At 27.5% G+C, this 18,849-nt stretch carries 15 protein-coding genes, 1 other RNA gene and 1 pseudogene; 10 read left to right on the top strand and 7 right to left on the bottom strand.

Features of this window, described 5'->3' with window-relative positions; all coding sequences use genetic code 11:
* Nucleotides 1-135: 135 nt before the first annotated feature.
* An RNA gene (ffs, locus tag CRV12_RS03285) (signal recognition particle sRNA small type) lies at nt 136-232 on the top strand.
* Nucleotides 233-357: 125 nt separating this feature from the next.
* Here ffs and CRV12_RS03280 read toward each other — a convergent pair.
* Nucleotides 358-573 (bottom strand): HHA domain-containing protein, encoded by a 216-nt coding sequence (locus CRV12_RS03280; protein WP_136131218.1) that lies wholly within the window; start codon nt 571-573, stop codon nt 358-360.
* A 646-nt stretch (nt 574-1,219) separates the two neighbouring features.
* On the opposite strand from CRV12_RS03280, the pseudogene dnaX reads away from it, so the two are divergent.
* From dnaX to hemH, 5 genes and pseudogenes are all read left to right on the top strand, one after another.
* Nucleotides 1,220-2,296: pseudogene (gene dnaX / locus CRV12_RS03275) on the top strand (DNA polymerase III subunit gamma/tau); the annotation flags it as partial.
* 178 nt (nt 2,297-2,474) lie between these two features.
* Nucleotides 2,475-2,804 carry a YbaB/EbfC family nucleoid-associated protein gene (locus tag CRV12_RS03270; RefSeq protein ID WP_136131216.1) on the top strand — a complete coding sequence of 110 codons (330 nt, stop codon included), beginning with the start codon at nt 2,475-2,477 and terminating at the stop codon, nt 2,802-2,804.
* 329 nt (nt 2,805-3,133) lie between these two features.
* Nucleotides 3,134-5,008 carry a molecular chaperone HtpG gene (htpG, locus tag CRV12_RS03265; protein ID WP_136131215.1) on the top strand — a complete coding sequence of 625 codons (1,875 nt, stop codon included), beginning with the start codon at nt 3,134-3,136 and terminating at the stop codon, nt 5,006-5,008.
* Nucleotides 5,009-5,247: 239 nt separating this feature from the next.
* A complete protein-coding gene (gene adk, locus CRV12_RS03260) occupies nt 5,248-5,907 on the top strand; it encodes an adenylate kinase (protein WP_136131214.1) in 660 nt (219 codons plus the stop codon).
* Nucleotides 5,908-5,973: 66 nt separating this feature from the next.
* A complete protein-coding gene (gene hemH, locus CRV12_RS03255; protein ID WP_136131213.1) occupies nt 5,974-6,936 on the top strand; it encodes a ferrochelatase in 963 nt (320 codons plus the stop codon).
* A 9-nt stretch (nt 6,937-6,945) separates the two neighbouring features.
* Here the strand turns inward: hemH and ybaL are convergent, their stop codons facing one another.
* The 3 genes from ybaL to CRV12_RS03240 all read right to left on the bottom strand — a co-directional run bounded on the left by ybaL (nt 6,946) and on the right by CRV12_RS03240 (nt 11,730).
* Nucleotides 6,946-8,610 (bottom strand): YbaL family putative K(+) efflux transporter, encoded by a 1,665-nt coding sequence (ybaL, locus tag CRV12_RS03250; protein WP_136131212.1) that lies wholly within the window; start codon nt 8,608-8,610, stop codon nt 6,946-6,948.
* 622 nt (nt 8,611-9,232) lie between these two features.
* On the bottom strand, nt 9,233-10,501 hold the full coding sequence (gene hpxK / locus CRV12_RS03245; protein WP_136131211.1) for an allantoate amidohydrolase: 1,269 nt from the start codon (nt 10,499-10,501) through the stop codon (nt 9,233-9,235).
* Nucleotides 10,498-11,730: a pyridoxal-phosphate-dependent aminotransferase family protein gene (locus CRV12_RS03240; protein WP_136131210.1), complete on the bottom strand. Its 1,233-nt coding sequence runs from the start codon at nt 11,728-11,730 to the stop codon at nt 10,498-10,500. Before CRV12_RS03240 ends, hpxK begins: the two co-directional genes overlap by 4 nt.
* Before the next feature lie 363 nt (nt 11,731-12,093).
* On the opposite strand from CRV12_RS03240, the gene CRV12_RS03235 reads away from it, so the two are divergent.
* From CRV12_RS03235 to CRV12_RS03225, 3 genes are read left to right on the top strand one after another with little or no spacing between them, the layout of a single operon-like run.
* A complete protein-coding gene (locus CRV12_RS03235) occupies nt 12,094-13,689 on the top strand; it encodes a gamma-glutamyltransferase family protein (protein WP_136131209.1) in 1,596 nt (531 codons plus the stop codon).
* Nucleotides 13,690-13,725: 36 nt separating this feature from the next.
* Entirely contained in the window at nt 13,726-13,911 is a 186-nt protein-coding gene (gene hpxX, locus CRV12_RS03230; protein WP_136131208.1) for an oxalurate catabolism protein HpxX, read from the top strand.
* Nucleotides 13,908-15,311: an AtzE family amidohydrolase gene (locus tag CRV12_RS03225; RefSeq protein ID WP_136131207.1), complete on the top strand. Its 1,404-nt coding sequence runs from the start codon at nt 13,908-13,910 to the stop codon at nt 15,309-15,311. The genes hpxX and CRV12_RS03225 overlap by 4 nt, the downstream gene beginning before the upstream one ends.
* 55 nt (nt 15,312-15,366) lie before the next feature.
* Here CRV12_RS03225 and puuE read toward each other — a convergent pair whose 3' ends face one another.
* The 3 genes from puuE to dnaQ form a co-directional block, all read right to left on the bottom strand.
* On the bottom strand, nt 15,367-16,320 hold the full coding sequence (puuE, locus tag CRV12_RS03220) for an allantoinase PuuE (RefSeq protein WP_136131206.1): 954 nt from the start codon (nt 16,318-16,320) through the stop codon (nt 15,367-15,369).
* Nucleotides 16,321-16,353: 33 nt separating this feature from the next.
* Nucleotides 16,354-17,088: an aspartate/glutamate racemase family protein gene (locus tag CRV12_RS03215; RefSeq protein WP_136131205.1), complete on the bottom strand. Its 735-nt coding sequence runs from the start codon at nt 17,086-17,088 to the stop codon at nt 16,354-16,356.
* A gap of 349 nt (nt 17,089-17,437) precedes the next feature.
* Entirely contained in the window at nt 17,438-18,202 is a 765-nt protein-coding gene (dnaQ, locus tag CRV12_RS03210; RefSeq protein ID WP_136131204.1) for a DNA polymerase III subunit epsilon, read from the bottom strand.
* A 57-nt stretch (nt 18,203-18,259) separates the two neighbouring features.
* On the opposite strand from dnaQ, the gene rnhA reads away from it, so the two are divergent.
* Entirely contained in the window at nt 18,260-18,727 is a 468-nt protein-coding gene (gene rnhA / locus CRV12_RS03205; protein WP_136131203.1) for a ribonuclease HI, read from the top strand.
* The last annotated feature ends 122 nt before the right edge of the window (nt 18,728-18,849 follow it).

Here is an 18,849-nt window from a genome sequence, read left to right as displayed (position 1 = left end):
TATGAAAGTTAATTAACATTGAAGTAAATTTCATAAGTATTTAAAAAATATTTGATGTAAAACTTGCAATCTTTTAATTTGCAAATTAGAATAAATAAGAATTGGTCAATATAATTAAAATATTAATGCTGTACCTGTTGGTTCTTCTGCAATGTTAAATTGTTAACCTGGTCAGGTCTGGAAAGAAGCAGCCACTGCAACGGATACATGTGCCGGAATGTAACTAACAGGGACACCGGTTAATGTGTCTCTGTTAGATTATCTACTAGAGTGTATTTTATTTGCGAAATATCTAAATGTTACAACAAGGCCTAATTCAAGATTTATTTTAAAGATATGACATAAAAAACATAGAAATTAACGTACAAATCTCCATACACAGCTAGGTACTTTGTCGTAAAGCTTGTTCATGGTTAATTCTGCTAGCCGGTGGTCTGCTGCTGAGTAAAATATAGCTAGTTCATCATCAGGTAATTTATATTTATTTTTTTCAATTATTCTTTCAAGAGTGTCTATTGAACGACAACGTCTCAATCTCATTAAATAATCTATTTTTGTCATGGATTTGTTCATAAATAAACCATTTTGAAATATGTGCTAATTATACATAACATATGTTTTTTAATAGATAATATATATCTTTTAAAATTGCTCTATTTTTTAAATTAATTATAAAAATACAATAATTAATCTAGATGATAATTTAATATATAGTATAGTAAATATTATATATTATGCTTTTAAATTAAATTTAAAATTACTTTACTTGAAAAGATTAAATTATACTTTAATTTAATATTAAAAATATTAATTTACTGTTTACAGTTAAATTTTATCTTGAAATTAATTTTTATTTTCTTATTTTAAGAATACTACTATGTAATATTTATGTGAATAATAGTTGATTAAAATCAACATATATAATATTTTATTTTAATATATTATTTAATATAATATTGTTTTATTACTGAAATGCTTATGTAATGCATTATTAAATATATTTGTATTTATTTTTTAAAATTTATTTATAACAATTTTTTGATTAATAAGATCGGAAATTATTTATCTATTTTGGTTTTGATATATTCATTAAACTTATTTAATTGTGATATCATTTTCAGAAAATGTCTATATATACCAATTGAATATTAAGTAGCGAACATGTATAATCCAAACTAATTGTATCATATAAAATTCGAGACTAATAAAATATATTTTTATGATTTATAAAGTACTTGCTACAAAATGGCGTCCAAAAAAATTTTCTGATGTAGTTGGACAAAAACATGTTCTAATGGCATTAAAAAATGGATTATCCTTAAAAAGGATTCATCATGCTTACCTTTTTTCAGGTACAAGAGGTGTAGGCAAAACTACTATAGCACGTATTCTGGCTAAGTGTTTGAATTGTGAAATTGGTATTACGGAAATTCCATGCGATGAATGTAATAATTGCTTAGAAATATCTCAAGGCAAGTCTATTGATTTTATTGAAATTGATGCTGCTTCTCGTACTAAAGTTGAAGATATACGAGATTTACTAGATAACATACAATATAATCCAGTAAGAGGTAGATTTAAAATTTATTTGATAGATGAGATACATATGTTATCACGTCATAGCTTTAATGCTTTATTAAAAACATTGGAAGAACCACCTGTTCATGTAAAATTTCTAATTGCTACTACAGATCCTCATAAAATACCACTAACTATATTATCTCGTTGTATGAAATTTTATCTTAAAATAATTCATGCTGATCAGATATGCGAAAAAATTAGTTATATTTTAAAACAAGAAAAAATATTTAGTGAACCAGGTTCATTAAAATTATTGTCTAAAATAGCAAATGGTAGCATGAGAGATGCTTTAAGTCTCACTGATCAAGCTATTGCAACATGTAATGGTTTTATTACTAATATTGGGATCAAAGATATGTTAGGTATTCCAGATAATGAATATCCTATTTGTCTAATAGAATTATTAGTTGCAGGTGATGGAGAAAAAATCATTGATGTATTAAATACAATAGAATCAATGGGTTATATAGATTGGGATTTACTATTAATAGATATTCTATTTTTATTACATCGTATTTTAGTGATTCAAATATTGCCTAAATCAATAAATGCAAAAGAAAATCATATTTCACGTTTAAATAAATTAGCAAAAACTGTATCCCCTAATGATTTACAGCTTTATTATCAAATTATTTTAATGGGACGAAAAGATTTATCAATAGCTCCAAGTTATCGTATTGGAATTGATATAACACTCTTACGAGCATTAGCATTTCGTTATGAAAATTGAAAAAATAAAAATAAATATAGAAAATATTTCATTAATATAATGTAGATAACTTATATTAAATATATGTATAAAATTTGTTTTAATATATTAATTTTAATTAGATGAAAAATTAATATTTTTTATTAATAAAGGTATTATAGATTTAGGTAATTGAGAGGAGATTATGTTTGGTAAAGGTGGATTAGGTAATTTAATGAAACAAGCACAACAAATGCAAGATAAAATGTCTAAGGTTCAAGAAGAAATAGCATTATTAGAAGTGATTGGTGAATCAGGTGCAGGTTTAGTTAAAGTTACTATTAATGGTGCACATAGTTGTAGACGTGTTGAAATTGCTCCAAGTTTATTGGAAGATGAAAAAGATATGTTAGAAGATTTAGTTGCTGCAGCATTTAATGATGCAGCACGTCGTATCGATGAAATTCAAAAAGAAAAAATGGCTTCCTTATCATCTGATATGCAAATACCGTTAGGTTTTAAAATACCTTTCTAAATTATAAAATAAATAACAACTGCTGATAATTTAATATGTATAATAACTAATAATTGTTTGTTATTCAAAATACATAATAAAATTATATTATTAGTAAATTTAATTATAAATAATAGGAATAAAATGAATCATTAATAATGAAAAAAATAATAAATATATGTAAATATGAATCCATTTTATCAAAAAATATTTCTATAGATTTTAGGATAACTATTTTTCTACTTTTTTACTAAATTAAATTACTTATTATAAATAAAATTTGTTAAAATTATTATTTGATTATTACTATAGTGTCTTATTTTTTAATTTTAACTTAAATTGAGGTATTTATTATCATGAAAGGACAAGAAACTCATGATTTTCAGTCTGAAGTTAAACAGCTTTTGCATTTAATGATTCATTCCCTATATTCAAACAAAGAAATATTTTTAAGAGAGTTAATATCTAATGCATCCGATGCAGCAGACAAATTACGTTTTCTTGCTTTATCTGATTCTAAATTATACGAAAATGATCATGAATTACGTGTGAGAATTTCTATTAATAAAGATAATAGAACTATTAAAATTAGTGATAATGGTATTGGAATGTCTCGTAAAGAAGTTATTGATAATATCGGAACTATTGCAAAATCTGGTACTAAATCATTTATTGATTCGATTAGTTCTGATGGCAATAATCAAGATAAACTTATTGGTCAATTTGGAGTAGGTTTTTATTCATCTTTCATTATTGCTGATAAAGTTTCTTTACGTACTAGACTAGCAGGCTCATCTTTAGATAAAGGAGTATTGTGGGAATCAACAGGTGAAGGAAATTATACGATTGCTAATGTTAAAAAAGCTGATCGAGGTACTGAAATCACATTGCATTTACGTAAAGGAGAAGATGATTTTCTTGATGTTTGGAATATGCGTCGTATTATTAGTAAATATTCTGATCATATTGCATTACCAGTAGAAATTGAAATTAACGATCAAGAACATAATACTACTAAATGGGAAAAAGTCAATAAAGCAGAAGCAATGTGGCTTCGTAATAAATCAACAATAACCAATAAAGATTATCATGAATTTTATAAACATATTACAAATGATTTTAAAGATCCATTAACATGGAGTCATAATAGAGTAGAAGGTAAACAAGAATATACAAGCTTATTATATATTCCTTCACATGCACCTTTTGATATGTGGAATCGTGATCATAAAAGAGGTATTAAATTATATGTAAAGCGTGTTTTTATTATGGATAATGCTAAGCAATTTATACCTAATTATTTACGTTTCGTTAGAGGTTTAATTGATTCTAGTGATTTGCCACTTAATGTATCAAGAGAAATTTTACAAGATAGTAAAATTACAAAAAATTTATGTATAGCATTGACTAAGCGTGTGCTTCATATGTTGGAATTACTAGCAAAAAATAATAATGAACAATATAAAATTTTTTGGAAAGAATTTGGTTTGGTTTTAAAAGAAGGGCCAGCTGAAGATACTATTAATCATAAAACTATTACTAAGTTATTACGATTTACTTCAACAAAAAATAATAATAGTGAACAAACTATATCATTAAAAGATTACACTAGTCGTATGGTAGAAGGTCAAGAAAAAATTTATTTTATTACTGCTGATAGTTATACTGCTGCAAAAAGCAGTCCAAATCTAGAATTATTTCATAAAAAAAATATAGAAGTTTTATTACTTTCAGATCGTATAGATGAATGGATGATGAGTTATTTAAACGAATTTGATGGTAAATCTTTCCAATCTGTTAGTAAAGTAGATGATTCATTAAATAAATTGTTAGATAAAGAAATTAAAGAACAGAAACGCATAGAAGAAACATTACAACCATTTATAAAACGTGTACAAAATATATTAAATAATAGAGTAAAAGAAGTTAGGTTAACTCACCGCCTTACTAATACACCTGCAATTGTCACTACTGACTCAAATGAAATGACAACACAAATGGCAAAATTATTATCAGCAGCAGGTAAAGAATTACCAGATGTTAAATATATTTTTGAGATAAATCCTGATCATGCATTAGTAAAAAATATATCAAATATTAAAGATGAAAATAATTTTAATAACTGGATTGAATTATTATTAGAACAAGCTCTTTTAGCAGAATGTGGTACTTTAGAAGATCCTAATAAGTTTATTTTAAGAATGAACAAATTACTATTATCATAAAATATTATTAAAATACAGTGATTTTTTTATTTGTGTTAACTTGAATAAATTAAAATTTTTTTATTAAATAGTTTGAAAGCAATAAACGTTTTATTTATCATAAAATCAAACTAAAAAAACTAACTATTATAAATGAAAAAATACCTTGCTTTTATTATAATTCAAGATAAGTTTTATATGTTTTAATTATATTTTTATAAATCGTAATATTATCTAACTGTGTTAAGGAGATTAGCGTAATGCGTATTGTTTTGCTAGGAGCTCCAGGTACCGGTAAAGGTACTCAAGCTCAATTTATTGTAAAAAAATATAGTATTCCTCAAATCTCTACAGGAGATATGTTACGAAAGTTAGTTAATGAAAATACAAATATTGGAAAATCAACAAAAGATTTTATGGATCAGGGGAAACTAATTACTGATGATATAGTCATTTCTCTAGTAAAAGATCGCATTTATCATAAAGATTGTAAAAATGGTTTTTTGTTAGATGGTTTTCCTCGTACCATTTTTCAAGCAGAAGCTATGAAAGAAGCAGATATTAAAATAGATAATGTCTTAGAATTTATTGTTCCTAAGGATATGATAATCAAAAGACTAATAGGTCGTAGAGTACACATACCATCTGGACGTGTCTATCATGTATTATTCAATCCACCTAAGTTAGAAAATATAGATGATATAACTGGTGAACAATTAAAAATTCGCAAAGATGATAAAAAAGGAGTAGTATTTAATAGACTTAAAGAATACTATAAAATTACGGCTCCATTAATTGAATATTATGTCAAAGAATCACAATTAGGTAATATTTCTTATTATAGAATAGATGGTACTAAAAAAGTATATGAAATACATTCACAATTAACTAAAATATTAGATAAATCAAAATTTTTGTAAGATAATAAATAATTATTGTATAAGTTTAATTTGATTAGTAAATATTATAAAATTATTAGGTACTAAATGAAAAAAAATAATCCAGGTATATTATTAGTTAATTTAGGTACTCCAGATGCACCAACTAGACCAGCTATTAAACGTTATTTAAGACAATTTTTAAGTGATAAACGTGTTATTAATATACCAAAATTTATTTGGTGGCCTGTTTTAAATTTTATTGTTTTACCATTTAGATCTATACATTTATCAAAAATGTATAGATCTATTTGGAGAAAAGAAGGATCACCATTAATGGTATATAGCAAAAATCAGAGAGATGCCCTGGCTTCGGTTGTTAATTTACCAGTAGAAATTGGAATGAGTTATGGTAATCCTAGCATAAAACACTCAATAGATAAGTTAATTGCACAAAAAATAAATAGATTAATAGTATTACCGTTATATCCACAATTTTCTTCTGCAACTGTAGCTGCAGTATGGGATGGTATATGTAAAGTTTTCAAAAATTATAAGTCATTACCAGATATATGCTTTATTAGGGATTATGCTGAACATCCAGCTTATATTAATGCACTTAAGATCTGTGTTAAGCGTTCTTTTAAAAAATATGGCAAACCAGATTTATTAGTTATTTCATATCATGGTATTCCAAAGCGTTTAGTGAATGAAGGTGATGATTATTATCAACGTTGCCTAGATACTACAAATGCTTTAGTTCAAGCACTTGGATTAAATGATAAACAATTTATATTTACTTTTCAATCTCGTTTCGGATATGAACCTTGGTTAACTCCGTATACTGATACAACAATAAAATCTTTACCTTCAAAAGGAATAAAATATATTCAAGTAATAAGTCCTGGCTTTTCTTCTGATTGTTTAGAAACGTTAGAAGAATTGAATAGTCGTAATCGAAATTATTTTATAAATGCTGGTGGAGAAAGATTTGAATATATTCCTGCTTTAAATACTGAAAATACACACATTGACATGATGTATCAATTAGTAAGTGAATTTTTATATTAATTTTTTTAATTATTTGTTATCTATATCATCTTTAAGCTTTTGTAACATACTATTAGCTATTTCTCTTTCACCCATTACTACTTGATTAGCACCTCTATCCATAATATAATTTACTTCATCATCATAGTGAGCTCTTGCTATAATTTCAATATTTTGATATTTTTCTCTAACTATAGTAACTACTTCTCCTGCTTCATATCCATTAGGAATGGTCAGTAACAACCATCGTGCACAATCTAAATTAGTTAAGCTAATAATATCTCCTCGAGTAGCATTTCCAAGAACAGCATTGATATTTTGTTTTCTTAAAGATTCAACCATTGGAAGAGAATTTTCAACTACTACTAATGGTATTCCAATATCATTTAATTTTTTTCCTACTATACTTCCAACTCGACCATAACCTATAATTACTGCATGATTGCAAATATTTACTGGCACTTGTTTTTCTTTTTCATTGATTTTTTCCACATGTTGTTTTTTTATGTTTTTAATTTTATCTAAATAGCTTTCCACTAAAGTAAAAAGCATCGGATTAATAATTATCGAAAGAATAGCTGTTGCTAATACTAAACTCCGCACTTCATCACTCAACAATCCTAAAGAAATACCAAGCCCAGTCAAAATAAATGCAAATTCACCAATTTGTGCTAGGCTAACCGCAATTGTTAAAGCAGTTTTACGTGAATGACCCAACATTATAACTAATGTCCAAGCTACCAATGATTTTCCAACTATAATAATAACTAATGATCCTAATACTGCTATTGGTTGTTTAATTAAAATCATTGGATCAAATAACATACCTACAGAAACAAAAAATAAAACAGCAAATGCATCTCTTAAAGGTAAAGTATCATGGGCTGCACGATTACTTAATTCCGATTCATTAAGTGCCATACCAGCAAAAAAAGCACCGAGTGCGAAAGAAATTTTAAAAAATTTAACAGCACCAAATGCAATACCTAATGCCAGTGCTAAAACCGCTAAAGTGAATAATTCACGTGAACCTGTTGCAGCACTTTTGGCAAGAATCCAAGGTATAGCACGACGTCCTACTATCATCATTAATGCCATAAAAGCAATAACTTTACTTATTGTTAGTAAAAAATCTATTATTAATACACTAAAACTTGTATTACCTTTTTCTAATATACTTGCTATAGTGGGTAGTAATACTAGCGTAAGTACCATTACTATATCTTCAACGATTAACCAACCTATAGCAATTTGACATCTTTGAGTATTAATTATTTTTCTTTCTTCTAATGCACGCATCAGTACTACTGTACTTGCAGTTGATAACGACAAACCAAATACTAAGCCAGTTATCCATGACCAACCTATTAGCCAAGATAAACCTATCCCCAATATGGTTGCCATAGTAATTTGAGCAATGGCTCCAGGAATAGCTATATTTTTTACTGCAAGCAAATCTACTAAAGAAAAATGTAAACCAATACCAAACATTAATAAAATTACTCCTAATTCTGCTAATTCAGGTATTAAATTAATGTCTGCAACAAAACCTGGAGTAAATGGACCAGCTATTACACCAGCAGCTATATAACCTACTAGAGGAGAAATTCTTAAACGATTTGCTAGCATTCCAAAGATAAAAGCTAAAATAAATGCACCTACAATAGTATTAATCAATGGAGTTGGATGATGCATGCTGATTCCCTATATGAAATTACTTTTACGTACGTATTATTTAAATATACTAACACATCTATAAAGGAATGACTAAATATCAGAGTATTCACATATTTAGCTTATTGCAGTAATAATACACAAGTTTAAAGAACTAATAATTTATTAATAAGTAAATCTTTAGTTTTTATATTTTTTAAAAACTAAAGATTTATTTTTTATTTAAGATAAATTAACTTATCTTTTTTTCTTAAAAAATTAATATTATATATTAAAATCACATTATAATAATATTTAGTAGATTAATTTAATACTCCAATGATAAAAGTACTAAACTTAGCAAGTAAATAATTTTGATTTAATATTTATTAACTAGCGGATGTTTTTTAAATAAAGATAAACTTAAAAAAAGTACATACTAGACCAGTATAGTATTTTCGATTTAACTTTACTAGATAAATATAATTTATATATTAAGTAATTAAATAAAAAAATATGTAGCATTAATAATACAATATTTATTTAATATTAATAATAAAAGATATATAATAAAAATCACTATATACTTATCAGCAAGTAATTTATATTACTAATATATAATTATTTTTACATAAAAAATAAAAATTGATACAAGCATTTGTAATTACATTAAATTATTTGTTTTTATTTCAATAAATTTACATACTGATTCAGAATAAGCTTGTAAAGCTAATATTATGTCATTTATGTTAACTAATTCTTTCGGATGATGACTAATACCACGATAATTACGTATAAATAACATACCCACTGGCCAACATTTAGAGATAGCAACTGCATCATGGCCTGCTCCACTTGATAACAATAAGTTGCTTCCTTGAACTTTTTTTACTGCATAACATAAAACTTTTTGTAAGTTAATGTCACATATTGTTTCAGAAGTTTTATAAAATTCTTTGTATTCAAAAAACAAATTTCTGCATTTAGCAATTTGTTTAGCTTTTTCAAAAACGATAGAAGACAAAGATTCTATAAGTATATCTTGAGGACCTCTAATATCTAATGAAAAATCTACTGTTCCAGGAATTACATTTGTTGTACCAGGTTTACAGATTACAGTTCCTACTGTAGCTACTAATTGAGGATATTGTTTAACAGTAGTGTATTCAAGGAATATTATCCATTCAGCAAAGGCAGTAAGAGCATCCTTACGATAAGACATTGGTACTGTACCAGCATGTCCAGATTCTCCTATAAATCTACAATTAAAACGACTAGCTGCGTTTATACTATTCACAACACCAAGAGATAAATTTTCTTTTTCTAAGCAAGGACCTTGTTCTATATGTAATTCAATATACGCAACAATATCTTTTATATTCCTAGCTGCATTTTTAATATTGTTACTATGCAGACCAAAATTTATCATAGCTTGATGTATAGTAATTCCATTATTGTCAGTATAATTAAGCCATTTTCTTTCCCAAGTACCAGTAATACCACGACTACCAAGAAGAGTTATGCCAAATCTAGTACCTTCTTCATCACAAAATCCAATTACTTCAATTGCTAATTTCAAAACAATATGTTTTTTATTCATCCAATATACTATCTCAATAGCACTTAAGACACCTAATATACCATCATAACGACCAGCATTTTTTACTGTATCTAAATGTGAACCTAAAATAACTGCTGGTGTATCGATAATATTTGAATCATAACGACCACAAATATTACCTACTGCATCTTGCCAAACTGACATACCAGCTTCTTTCATCCATTTACCAACTAATTGATTAACAATTAAATGTTCCTTAGATAAATAAACTCTCGTGATTCCAGATGTTGCACATGTTATTTTAGCTAGTTCATCACAGCGAGACATAATACGAGTTGCAGATATTTTAGCTTCACTAATATTTATCATTATTTATTCTCATAATAATTCCATGCAGCTTGTAATGCAGCTCCTTGTACTGTAAGATATCCAAGATGATTCAATACAGCATCTAATGCAGATAAAGTTTGCATTACACAATCCTTTCGGGCATTATAACCCATGGTGCCGATACGCCATATTTTGCCTTCCAATGGACCAAAAGAGGTTCCTATCTCAATTGAGAAATCTTCTAGCATCAATTTTCTTACTTGATCACCATTAATACTGGATGGAATTTTTACTCCTAAAATATTGTTCATTTTATATTTTATATTGCCAAAAATTTCTAAACCCATGCCTTTTATTCCTTCTAACATAGCCTCACCATGTATTTTATGACGAAGAATATTATTATAAAGTCCTTCTTGTAAAATAATACGTGCACATTCACGAGCTCCATAAAGAGCTGTAGTGGCTTCAGTATGATGATTAAGACGTTGCGGACTCCAATAATCCATTATCATTCCAAGATCAAAATAATTGGAATATATCATTTCATTACAGCCATTTTCATGCTTGTCTGTTCTAATACCTTCTTCTACGCAGTTTCTTTTTCGAATTATTTTTTCTATTTTGGAACTTAGAGTAATAGGTGAAGTACCTGAAGGACCACCAAGACATTTTTGCATTCCGGCAGATACCGCATCTAAATTCCATTTATCAGTTTCCAATAAATTACCACCTAATGATGCAGTAGCATCAGCATAGAATAATACATTATATTGTTTACATACTGTACCTATATCTTTTAGAGGTTGTAACATGGTAGTTGATGTATCTCCATGTACTGTAAGTAGTAAATTTGGTTGAATTTTTTTTATAGAATCTTCTATTCTATCAGGTATAATAATTTCTCCCCAAGGAACTACTATAGTGTAAATTTTTGCATGACAACGACGCGCAATTTCACATAGTAAATGCCCAAATCTACCAAAAACTAAAATGAGTACTTTATCTCCTGGATGAATTGTAGATATTAAAATAGATTCTATACCTGCTCTTGATGTTCCATCAATTAACATAGTCCAACGATTTTCTGTTTGGAATAAATTACGATAAAGTATCATAACTTCGTTCATATAATTAGTCATTGCAGGATCGTATTGACCTATTAATTGGCTTGACATGGCACGAAGAACACGTGGATCTGCATTTATAGGTCCTGGTCCCATGAGTAAACGTTTTGGTGAATTAATTTGCTGGTATTGAGTGATATCCATATTTAGTTTTCCGTTAAATATTTATCATTGTATATATTTTAGAAATATGTTGTGTGATGATCATTAATTACAAAACAAACTAATATTAACTAACTACAATAAAATATAATGTTCTAAATACAAAATGAATTGATTTGATTTTATATTTTTTTAAAAATAATAATTAGTTTATACAAAGTTTTTTACTAACTTACATATAAATCCATTATCATAATTCACCAAATAATTCACTAATTAAGAATTATTATTTAAAAAATAATAAATATATATAAAATAAATACTATGTTTTATATATATTTACTTCTAAAAAAAATATTTTTAGTTTACAGTGAATATATTAGTTATTTAATAAAATAAAAAATAATGATTTATAGTAATATGTCTTCATTGGGTATGGTAGTTACTCCTCACCATCTAGCAAGTGGAACAGCACTAACAATATTAAAAGAAGGTGGTAATGCAATTGAAGCTATAGTTGCCGCAGCTGCAACTATGTCGGTTGTCTATCCGCATATGAATGGATTAGGTGGAGATGGTTTTTGGTTAATAGTTCCTCCTCAAGGTAAACCAATAGCTATTGATGCAAGTGGTGCTGCCGGTTCTTTAGCTAATATTAATTTTTACAATAATTGTTCTGTTATTCCAAATCGTGGAATAAAAGCAGCATTGACGGTAGCTGGTACTTTAAGTGGTTGGAAAGAAGCACTTTGTATTTCTTCAGAATTTAAAAAAAAATCTAAATTAATATCATTATCAAGTTTATTAAATGATGCAATTATATATGCTATTGATGGAATACCAGTAACTACATCACAATTTAATGCTACTAAAATGAAAATTATAGAACTAAAAAAACAACCTGGTTTTGCTAAAACTTTTTTATCTAAAGGAGAAATACCTAAGGTTGGCAGTCGTTTTTTACAACCAGAATTGGCAAGAACACTAAAACAAATATCTGAAGAAGGTATTGATACTTTTTATCGTGGGAATTTATCTCGTTACTTAGCAAAACAAATGTCAAAACTTAAAATACCAATTACACTTCAAGATCTTGAACAACATCATGCTTTGAGATATACACCATTTCATATTTCTCATAGCAAAGGGATAATATGGAACACCATGCCACCAACGCAAGGATTAGCATCTTTATTAATTTTAGGAATCATTGATCAATTAGATATGGTTAATGCTGATAAAATACAAACAATACATAGAATTGTAGAAGCAACGAAAAAAGCGTTTGTATTGCGTAACAAGTACATTACAGATCCTAGATATATGATTAAAAATATTCAAACTTTTCTTAGTAAAGAAAATCTTATTAACTTAGCTAATCAAATCGATGATAAAAAAGCTTCAATTTGGAATCATAGAGGATATTATCCTAATGATACGGTATGGATGGGCGCAATAGATAAAGAAGGTCTAGCTGTATCATTCATTCAAAGTATTTATCATGAATTTGGCAGTGGAGTAGTGATACCAAATACAGGTATCATTTGGCATAATCGTGGTGTTGCATTCAGTCTTAACCCTAAACATATCCTATCATTAATTCCTGGTAAAAAGCCATTTCATACATTGAGTCCAGCAGCTGCCAGACTTCATGATAATCGTATTATAGTTTATGGTTCAATGGGTGGTGATGGTCAACCTCAAATTCAAGCAACTATCTTTGCTAGATATGTAATTCAAAATATTCAACTTCAAAAATCAATAACTATGCCAAGGTGGATATTTGGAAGAACATGGGGAGACTCTTCAGATTCTTTAAAAATAGAGAAACGTTTTGGATTGAATACAGTAAAAAAATTAGAATATTTAGGTCATAAAATAGAAATCTTACCTGCTTTTAGTGAAGAAGTTGGTCATGCTGGAGCTATAGTACGTCATAATAACGGTATATTAGAAGGAGCTAGTGATCCACGTTGTAATGGTAGTGCTTCAGGTTTTTAGAAATAAAAAAATAATTTTTTAATTTAGGATTCAATAATGAATAATAATATCAATTGGAAAAATTATATAATTCAAATGGAATATTTAATGAATTTAAATTTAGATGAATCAATTCGTTCTGAATTAATAAAACAAATGAAATACATTGAATATATTGCTAGTCCTTTAATGTCATTTCCATTAGAAGATCGTTTGTCTATTGCAGGAGTGTATAAAGCATGAAGTTAAATAACATGTCAATTTTAAATTTAAATAGTGCAATTCAGAATGGTGATATCAGTGTAAATGAAATTGCAAATAAAACTATCGAAATGATACGAGAGTATAACCCAATATTAAATGCTTGGACTGAAATTACTAAAAAACGTATTTTAAAAGAGGCTAAAATAGTAAATCAAAAACATAAAACAGGTAAAAAATTAACATTATTATCTGGTATTCCTTACGCTGTTAAAAACATATTTGACGTATCTGGATATACTACGATATCTGGTGCCAGTATATTTATCACTCATCCTGTAGCTCAAGATGATGCTTGGGTTATATCTAAATTATCAAGTTCAGGTGCAATGCTTTCCGGCATGTTAAATATGGATGCTTATGCTTATGGATTTACTACAGAAAATAGTTATTACGGTACTACACATAATCCACATAATTTAAAACTTATAGCAGGTGGTTCTTCTGGTGGTTCTGCTGCTGCCGTAGCAGCAGGGTTAATTCATTTTTCATTGGGTACCGATACTAATGGTTCGGTTCGAGTACCCGCTTCATTATGTGGTATTTTTGGACTAAAACCTACTTTTGGAAGATTATCTCGTAGTGGAGTACATACTTTTGCTCCTAGTTTAGATCACATAGGTTTATTTGCACGCAGAGCAGAAGATTTAGCTATTGTATATGATTATATACAAGGGATAGATATTAAAGACCCATTTCAGGCTGATTATCCTATAATAAAAACTTTATTACATTTAAAAAAATACAACAAAAAATTAAGATGTGCTACATTGGGAGGTTTTTTTTCATATTGGTGTAATGAAGATGTTTATAAGGTAATGCTTATTGCAAGTAAAGCATTACAATCAAATGATGAGATAGTGATTCCAGAAACTGAATTAGCACGTTCTGCTGCATTTATAATAACAGCTGGAGAAAGTGGTAATCAATATTTACCCGCATTACGTCAAATACCGGAAAAATTCGAACACAATTCACGTGAACGTTTATTAGCTGGAGCAATTATACCAAGTCATTGGTATATACAAGCACAACGTTTTCGTCGATATTTTCAACAGCAAGTGCTACCTCTTTTTAAACATTTTGATATATTCATTGCTCCAGCAACACCATGTACTGCAATTAATATAGGTCAGCTAGATATTAATATTAAAGGGCATATTTTACCAGCAAAATCTAGTATTGGTATGTTAACACAACCTATTTCCTTTTTAGGCTTGCCCGTTTGTACTGTCCCATTTAAAACACAAAATGGACTACCAGTCGGCATTCAACTAATTGCTGCTCCATTTAAAGAAGAAATAACCTTACGTGCGGCATATTTTTTAGAAAAACAAGGATTAACTATGCCACAAATAAGTATAAATGATAAAACAATATAAAAAATTTTTAGTTTGAATAATATGCTGATGTATAATTGTTAACATTTGTTTTTTATCAAAAACAAGAATGCATATTAATCCAGTGGTCTGCAATTTGTTGACGGGTACAAATCCATACATACTTATAATGCTGAATATAATCTAGAAATTTTTTTAATGCGTTAAATTTTCCTGGTCTACCTAATATTCTGCAGTGCATACCTATCGACATCATTTTAGGTGTAGTTTTACCTTCTGTATATAAAATATCAAATGTATCTTTTAAATAAATAAAAAAATGTTCAGCATTACTAAATCCTTGTGGTAATGTAAAACGCATATCATTACATTCCAATGTATAAGGAATAATTAAGTGTTTTTTTAAAGTATTATTGTGACATTTTATATATATCCAAAAAGGTAAATCATCTCCATAGTAATCACTATCATAAGTAAATCCGCCTTGTTCTACTAATAAATTACGCGTATTTGGACTATCTCTGCCAGTATACCAACCAGTTGGGAACTTTCCAAATAGATCAAAATATATTTCAATAGATTTATTAATATGTTTACGTTCGGTTTCAATATCTATTTTTTGATAATTAATCCATCTCCATCCATGATTTACTATATCATAATTAGCTTCTTTTATTGCTTTAACTACCTCATGATTCCTAGCTAAAGCCATAGATACTCCAAATATTGTTAATGGTAATCCTCGTTGTTGAAATTCATTATGAATTCTCCAAAATCCAACACGTGAACCATACTCATAAAGTGAATCTATGGACATATGGCGATCTGTGTAACTATCAGTACTAATAAGATCAGAAAGGAATTTTTCAGAACAATCATCACCATGTAATATATGACTTTCAGCACCTTCCTCATAATTTAAAACAAATTGTACTGCTATGTAGGCCTTTTGTGGCCAATCAGCAAAAGGTGGATTAGATGCATAGCCAATCAAATCACGAGGATAATCTTGATCAAAAGTTTGTTTTTTGTTTTTTATTTTATTATTCATAATAAATTTTTTGTTAATATTTAAGTAAATAAATTAATAAAAATTTTTAAATATACCACTCAATTCCTTTTTTGAAGGAAAATCTAAATCACCATGCTTACTTGTATTGAAACCCAATTTAATTAGTGATTCAACAATACTAATTGCAGCACTAATACCATCTATAATTGGTAATTCAAGTTCTTTTGTTAGTGTAGATGATAAATCAGACATAGCAGCACAACCTAAAATAATAGCTCCAACACTATCATTATTTTTTGACTCTATACAATATTTCATTATTTTTTCTTTTGCTTGCTCTTTATTTTTAGTTAATTCTAATACTGAAAAATTAATATTATGTATTGCAGCACAATATTTTGTAAATCCATATTGTTGTAATAAATGTCTAATAATCATTACTGTGCGTGGCAATGTTGTTATTATAGAAAATCTAGTTGCTATCAATGTAGCAACATGCATAGCTGCTTCAGCCATTCCAATTACAGGTCCTATAGCTATTTCACGTGATGCAAGTAAACCTGGATCACCAAAACAGGCTATAACATGACCATGAGCACCTTGCAATTTACCATTTTTTATTTGATCTAATATACCTATGGAGGCAATTGTTCCATCAAAATTTCCTTCAATTGATGTTACCCCTCCTATATTTGGTGAAACTACAGAAATATTAATGTAATTTGATTTAAATTTATTAGCTATTTGATTAATAAATTTGGTAACATCTTTGTTAGTATTCGGATTAATTACTTGAATTAATTTCATGACATTACTTCTTCCTAACTAAAAGTTTATTGAATTACAATGACTACAAATAATATACCAACGTGATACATAACATTTATTATACAATTTGTAATAAATTTTAATTTTTAAAAAAGAACTCTTAGTATTTTACTAATATGAACTTAAGATTATCTTTATATCAATAAAATATTATAAATTCACCTATGGAATAATATATTTGTTTTGTTAAAATAACATTGATTGTTATAAAAATATTCAATATAAATCAATAAATGTTATTATTTAAAACTTAAGAAAGTTAATTTTTGCATAAATGTTTTTATAAATAAACATGAAAGAAATAAACGGGATATTGTATGATTTAGAATCATTCATAGCTATTATTGTTGATGGTGACTTTATATTCTCCTCTCCATAAACAGAGACCACTTTTTTGTTTTATTAAATCTAAAGTCATTTCATGATTTAACATTTCTTTTTCATTAGCCATAATAACTAACAAAGGTGGAATTTTGGCAACATGTTTGAAATTTTTAACATGTTTTTTTTCAAAAAAAATTTCCTTATTCACAAATGATAAAGATAATTGACCACTAGTCATCATTAAAAAAACTTCAGATAACATCTGGGCGTCTAGTATTGCACTATGTAATTTACGTTTATTAGTATTTATGTTATAACGTAAACATAAAGCATCAAGACTATTTTTTTTACCAGGAAATAATTTACGTGACATTTTAAGAGTATCTATAATATTATTACAAATATTCTCGATCTTAATATCCAATTTTAATTGAGATAATTCATGATTTATAAAATCAATATCAAATAATGCGTTATGAATTATTAGTTCAGCACCACGAATATAATCAATCAATTCTTTAGCTATTTCACTAAAAGTCGGTTTATTAGTTAAAAAATCATTTGAAATACCATGAATTTTAAATGACTCATCCGTTACTGATCTACCAGGATTTAAATATTTGTGAAAATTATTACCTGTTGGACGACGATTAATAATTTCAACAGCACCAATTTCTACTATCCTATGACCTTCATAATAAATACCACTTTTATTGATGCCAGTAGTTTCAGTATCTAAAAATATTTGACGATTGCATATAATAGTCATAAATTCTCATATATAAAAATTTTTATCGTAAATAACTAATTAGAGTATATTATAATAATGTATAAAGAAATAGAAATCTTTACAGACGGATCTTGTCTTAAAAATCCTGGGCCTGGAGGTTATGCTTTTATTTTAAAATATAATTGTTATGAAGAAATTTTTAGTGCTGGTTATTATTTTACTACAAACAATAGAATGGAACTTATGGCAACTATTATATCACTAGAAACATTAAAACAACCATATAAAATATCATTAAGCACTGATAGTCAATATGTACGTTACGGTATTACCAATTGGATTCATTATTGGAAAAAACACAATTGGAAAACTACTAATAGAAAACTAGTTAAAAATATAGATCTTTGGAAACGTCTAGATACTGCAATTAATTATCATAACATTCAATGGAAATGGATTAAAAGTCATTCAAATCATTCAGAAAATAACCGTTGTGATCTATTAGCTCGCAAAGTAGCAAAAAATCCAATTTATTACGATTCAGGCTATTTTAAAATTAAATAAGTCAAAACATCTAAACAAACAATAACATATTATCAGACAATTTATGTAGATACTACGTAGAAAAGTATTTTATAAATATAAGGAGGTGATCCAACCGCAGGTTCCCCTACGGTTACCTTGTT

Source organism: Candidatus Pantoea edessiphila (genome assembly GCF_002933315.1).
In the GTDB taxonomy this organism is placed as follows: Bacteria; Pseudomonadota; Gammaproteobacteria; order Enterobacterales; family Enterobacteriaceae; genus Pantoea_C.
Note: the sequence above shows the minus strand (reverse complement) of the source record. Positions and strands in the feature narration are given on the sequence as shown.

Coding starts and splice junctions, on each gene's coding strand:
- CRV12_RS03280 (WP_136131218.1), bottom strand. CDS start 573: ATGAACAAATCCATGACAAAAATAGATTATTTAATGAGATTGAGACGT.
- CRV12_RS03270 (WP_136131216.1), top strand. CDS start 2,475: ATGTTTGGTAAAGGTGGATTAGGTAATTTAATGAAACAAGCACAACAA.
- adk (WP_136131214.1), top strand. CDS start 5,248: ATGCGTATTGTTTTGCTAGGAGCTCCAGGTACCGGTAAAGGTACTCAA.
- hemH (WP_136131213.1), top strand. CDS start 5,974: ATGAAAAAAAATAATCCAGGTATATTATTAGTTAATTTAGGTACTCCA.
- ybaL (WP_136131212.1), bottom strand. CDS start 8,610: ATGCATCATCCAACTCCATTGATTAATACTATTGTAGGTGCATTTATT.
- CRV12_RS03240 (WP_136131210.1), bottom strand. CDS start 11,730: ATGGATATCACTCAATACCAGCAAATTAATTCACCAAAACGTTTACTC.
- CRV12_RS03235 (WP_136131209.1), top strand. CDS start 12,094: ATGATTTATAGTAATATGTCTTCATTGGGTATGGTAGTTACTCCTCAC.
- hpxX (WP_136131208.1), top strand. CDS start 13,726: ATGAATAATAATATCAATTGGAAAAATTATATAATTCAAATGGAATAT.
- CRV12_RS03225 (WP_136131207.1), top strand. CDS start 13,908: ATGAAGTTAAATAACATGTCAATTTTAAATTTAAATAGTGCAATTCAG.
- puuE (WP_136131206.1), bottom strand. CDS start 16,320: ATGAATAATAAAATAAAAAACAAAAAACAAACTTTTGATCAAGATTAT.
- CRV12_RS03215 (WP_136131205.1), bottom strand. CDS start 17,088: ATGAAATTAATTCAAGTAATTAATCCGAATACTAACAAAGATGTTACC.
- dnaQ (WP_136131204.1), bottom strand. CDS start 18,202: ATGACTATTATATGCAATCGTCAAATATTTTTAGATACTGAAACTACT.
- rnhA (WP_136131203.1), top strand. CDS start 18,260: ATGTATAAAGAAATAGAAATCTTTACAGACGGATCTTGTCTTAAAAAT.